Below are 4814 nucleotides of genomic sequence, written 5' to 3' on the forward strand. Positions count from 1 at the left end.
GGCGACATCTTGTGCTTTCGCACTGGCTTCGACCGCGCCCTGCTGAGTCGCTATAACGACCCCTCTGCCCCCTTTGATCCACACCAGTGCAGCGGCCTCGATGGCGCCGACAAAAATCTCCAGCGCTGGATCACCGACTCTGGTGCCGCCGCCTTAGTCTCAGACAATGAAGCCGTCGAATTACTGCAAGACATGAGTGTTAACACTGGCATTGGCACCCGCATCCCATTGCACGAGTTATGCCTGTTCAAGCTCGGCATGCCACTGGGCGAAATGTTTTTGCTCAGTGACTTGGCGGACTGGTTACGTGCCAACAATCGCTCGCGCTTCTTGCTCACAGCGCCTCCGCTGCGCCTGCCCGGCGCTGTCGGATCACCGGTCACGGGCGTGGGAACGGTCTAGGCCACATGCTTAGAACCACGATATGAATACGGTACTTATCGCCGGCGCGACAGGCCTTATCGGTGAAGCAGCACTTACGCATTTTGCTAAGGCTGACAACTGGAAAGTTATCGCCCTTTCCCGCCGGAAGCCGGAACCGGTATGTGATCCCGCAAACTTTCGTCACATCACCGTAGATCTGTGCGACCTGTCGTCTTGTAGAAGCGCTTGCGCCGAGCTTGGAGCTGTCACCCACATTATTTACGCCGCCGTCGCGGAGCAAGCCGGCCTAGTATCTGGTTGGCACGACACCGAGCAAATGCAGCTTAATTTAAGCATGCTACAAAACCTGCTCGAACCCTTACGCGCTACTGCCGCAAACTTACAACACGTAAGCCTACTCCAAGGAGCAAAAGCCTACGGTGCTCATGCAGGGCAAATACCCCCTGTACCTGCTAGAGAAAGTGCACCCCGGGTTCAGCACGACAATTTTTACTGGCTGCAAGAAGACTACCTTAAAACGATTGCCGAAGAAGCAGGCTTTACGTGGACAATCCTTCGCCCCCAAGTGGTCGTCGGCAGTACCAGTGGCGCCGCAATGAATCCCATGCTTGCGTTCGCAGCCTACGCGGAAATTCGACGCGCAGAAAACAAACCCTTTAGCTTCCCCGGTGGCGCCCTGCAGTTAGCAGAAACCGTCGACGCCGAGCTAATCGCCGAGGCCCTCGAGTGGGCCGCCACCGCAACCGCTGCCCGCGAGCAAACGTTTAATATTACCAACGGCGACGTCTGCGCGTGGCGAGAACTTTGGCCAGCATTGGCCGCCGCCTTCAACATCGAAGTGGGCCCGGATGAACCGATGTCACTAGCCGCATATTTAGTGGAACGCCAAGATATATGGGAGCATCTTGCCCAGAAAAACGACTTGCGCATTTCTAATCTCAAAAACTTTCTCGGCGAAAGTCACCACTACGCCGACATTTTGCTCCGCGCAAACAGCACCGCACTTCAACACCCAATGTTGCTTAGCACAATCAAACTACGGCAAGCGGGATTTACAGCCTGCCGTGATAGCGAGGCAGTATTAACTCGCCTAATCGCTGAAATGAAGACACGACGCTTTATTCCCTAGCAATCAAATTTAGTGGAACAAAATGAAGAAAAACAAGGTGTAAGCAGTAAGCGAAAATAGCTCGTAATTAACCAATAAGAAGCTGCGCTAATCAGGTGTAAGCAAAAAACGGAGAAATACCCATGCCAAAATTTATGTTAATCGCTATAAACGGCCCCACCGAAGGCAACGATGCCGAATACAACAAGTGGTATAACGAGGTTCACGCCGCCGACCTGATGTCGGTTAACGGCGCAAGCTCGGTGCGCCGCTTTAAGGTCGAAGCGCAAAATCGCATCGACAAGCCCTATGTCAATGTTACTGAAATCGAAGGCGAGAGCGCCGAAGCCATTTTAAAAGAGTTGGCCGAAAAAGCCTCAGACTTCCCAGACAGCATCGACCGTAGCTCGTCGGTATTTATACTCGGCCGCGAAATCACCGGCGAGTCTTAGCGCAGCGGCAAATCGATGGCCGCACGCACCAGCACATCAGCGACCAAAATAAAATACAGTGAGAATACTATGAACCTAACAGGAAAAGTGGCCATTGTAACTGGCGGCGCGCGCGGCATTGGCCGGGCCTACGCCGAAGCACTGGCCGACGCAGGCGCCGCAGTTTTAATCGCGGATCTTTTAGAGGCCGAAGGCGCCGCGACAGTCGAAGCAATTCGCGGCAAAGGTCAGCAAGCCAGCTTTATGAGCGTCGATGTTTCAAGTATGGAAGCCACCGAAGCCATGGCGAAAATGGCCGCCGAGACCTACGGCGGCATCGATATTCTCGTTAACAATGCGGCGATGTTCGCCAGTTTGGTGGGCGGCCCAATGAGCGACATTTCCATCGCCCGCTGGGACAAAACCATGGCCGTTAACGTGCGTGGCCCCTGGCTTTGCACCCGCGCGGTTGTTCCCTATATGCGCCAACGCGGCGGCGGTTCGATTGTAAACCAAACCTCTATTTCAGCATTCGGCATGGCCGGTATGCTCGACTACACAGCATCGAAGGCTGCAGTTATCGGCATGACCAAAAGCTCGGCATCGGAATTAGGTAGAGATAATATCCGGGTTAACGCCATTGCGCCCGGCGGCACCGCAACCGAAGGCTTTTCCCAGATCATGGGCGGCAATCTCGCCATGGCCGAGGAACGCGCCAAAGCTACGCAGCTGATTGCCGCGCAGATTAAGCCCGAGGACATTACCGGCACACTGCTACTGTTAGTCAGTGACGGTTCTAAGTTCATTACCGGCCAAACCATTGTCGTGGACGGCGGCAAATACTTTTTGGGATAGGCCTACCGAAATCGCCCTTGCTCGGTAAGCAAGGGCGAGACATTCCCCAGTAAAATCCGCTTCCTTCTCAAACTAAGCTCGAATGCGAGGGAATAGAAAGATGCTCATCTTGGCCCAGTTCAATATCTTCCGGCGCAACCACTGCTTAAGACTCGCACTCAAACCAGAATGTAATAATGGTAGTGAGCCTCGTTATCTTCCTTCCAACCAACACCGACAGCCACGACCTCATTGAGCCAGCTCTGCTCACTATTCACGTCGGTTTCGAATACAGCCGCGGTGCGCCACGACGGGTCATTCGGCGCAATCCCCGGCGCGGTGCGATCCGGAATGGTACCCAGGTACTGCTGCAGCACAGGAACGCCCTGCTTGGTCTGCATCATCACCTTCATATCAATTTGCCAAGGCAAGCTACTTGCCGAGCTCGACATTCGATGCGGTCCCCAGCTAAGCCCTTTGACCCACATACCTTCCAGCGCACCTTCCGCTAGACAACCGGTCTCGGCCATAGTGAAATAGCGATTCGACACCGCACCATGGATAGTCAAACGGTCGCCAACCGAGTCGAGACCGGTCATTTGGTAGAGTGGCTCAACCTCAACGGCGGTGGCGTCGTCACTCGCCTGACCCAGTAACTCGAACAAGTCGGCACGCAGCGAATCACCATCGATTTCGACATACCCTGCCGCACTTACGCTATTCAGCCATGCGAGAGGCGAGGCGACCGGCGCCTCAAATACTGCCCCAATACGGTAGCTGCCGGCACCATAGCGCCCACCACCGCGGCCAATATACTTCATTAGAATTGTCTCACCGCCATCGGCGAGCAAGGTGATCAGGCCTTCTACCGAAAATTGATCGTCGCCTGCACCAGCATATAACCGCCACTCGTTCGACACATCCTCGGCAATCAAGCCCGCCAGCCGCTCACCCTTAAACGATCCGCCAAAGCAGCGAGACACTGAGCGACGGCCATGCGGGCTATCAAAAGCCAATTCATGACAACCTAGACCCAAGGCCTGAAAAGTTATAAGTGCTCGAGCGGGAAACGCGCTGCCAAAACCAGCGACACAAGTCTCATTACTTTCTGTCAGCGGCATTTTCCAGTTGCTGCGACGGGTCCAGCTTGGCGCTGACTCGTTCTTGTTGACGCCAATTTCGTCCTTATTCACAACGGCCCTCCCCCAAGCCCATTAGCTTTCAAGTCAACAAGCCCGTTCGCGCTAAATAGCCCAAAGCGGAGCAAGGTCTCACACGGCCAATGACTCTCCACAGCAGGCTTACCAGCTGTAACCAACCGCAAGACCAAACTGCCGCTTCGCATCGGCATTGATGAAATGAGCAATATCGCGACGGTCGTCGACGACCGTAAAGTTCAACATTGAATTCACAGAAAACTGGTCAAATAGATTTTTAACGTAAGCAGTAAGCTCCAGTTTTTCATCAAGGCCAACCCAGCCAACGCGCATATCAACAACACCGTAAGCCTCTTGAATAGTCAGAGGGTCTTGCGTGGCGTTAAACTGCACATCGTCCTGCCAGCGGCCAGTCAACTGAGCGAAAGCACTGTCACCATCGTCAAGGGGCACCTGGTAACGCGCAGACAGCGACAGTGACACTTTAGGCGCATTGGGCAATGTTTTGCCAGATACATCCTGTGTGTCACAGCTGCCGTCACCGTCGTCATCTTCGCCACCGGCTTCGCCGACACGCTGACCAGGAAAACACTTAGGCCGGAAATCATCAAATACCGCCTCATTGTAGAGTATGGAGCCGGCGACAAAGAGCGACTCTGAAGGCTGGCCCTGCACCTCAATTTCGACGCCTTGGGTTGCTAGCTCACCCGCGTTCTTAACATCAAAGCGAATAACACCACCGATATCGTCTGGGTTAGGCGGAACCGCTAAATAAGCCTGGAAGTCAGTAAATACGGTTCTGAACAGCGCAATATTCAACTGCATGCGATTATCAAATAACCGAGATTTACTACCCAATTCAAAACTCAGCGCGGTCTCAGGCTTAACTGGATTTGCGTA

The 4814-nt window shown here is 54.0% G+C and carries 6 protein-coding genes; 4 read left to right on the forward strand and 2 right to left on the reverse strand.

Annotated features, from left to right (window positions below):
- The 4 genes from ABYT30_RS15575 to ABYT30_RS15590 all read left to right on the forward strand — a co-directional run.
- Positions 1-402 (forward strand): hypothetical protein (locus tag ABYT30_RS15575; protein ID WP_373097415.1); only part of this gene is annotated, 402 nt, incomplete at its 5' end.
- A 22-nt stretch (positions 403-424) separates the two neighbouring features.
- A complete protein-coding gene (locus ABYT30_RS15580; protein ID WP_373097416.1) occupies positions 425-1513 on the forward strand; it encodes an SDR family oxidoreductase in 1089 nt (362 codons plus the stop codon).
- A 122-nt stretch (positions 1514-1635) separates the two neighbouring features.
- A complete protein-coding gene (locus ABYT30_RS15585) occupies positions 1636-1944 on the forward strand; it encodes a hypothetical protein (protein ID WP_373097417.1) in 309 nt (102 codons plus the stop codon).
- A 69-nt stretch (positions 1945-2013) separates the two neighbouring features.
- Positions 2014-2778, forward strand: coding sequence for an SDR family NAD(P)-dependent oxidoreductase (locus tag ABYT30_RS15590; protein ID WP_373077470.1), 765 nt, complete (start codon positions 2014-2016; stop codon positions 2776-2778).
- A gap of 158 nt (positions 2779-2936) precedes the next feature.
- On the opposite strand, the gene ABYT30_RS15595 is transcribed toward ABYT30_RS15590, so the two are convergent.
- Positions 2937-3950 (reverse strand): hypothetical protein, encoded by a 1014-nt coding sequence (locus tag ABYT30_RS15595; protein WP_373077467.1) that lies wholly within the window; start codon positions 3948-3950, stop codon positions 2937-2939.
- Between the two features lie 108 nt (positions 3951-4058).
- Positions 4059-4814 (reverse strand): TonB-dependent receptor domain-containing protein (locus ABYT30_RS15600; protein ID WP_373097418.1); only part of this gene is annotated, 756 nt, incomplete at its 5' end.

It is taken from the genome of Zhongshania sp., assembly GCF_041623545.1.
In the GTDB taxonomy this organism is placed as follows: Bacteria; Pseudomonadota; Gammaproteobacteria; order Pseudomonadales; family Spongiibacteraceae; genus Spongiibacter.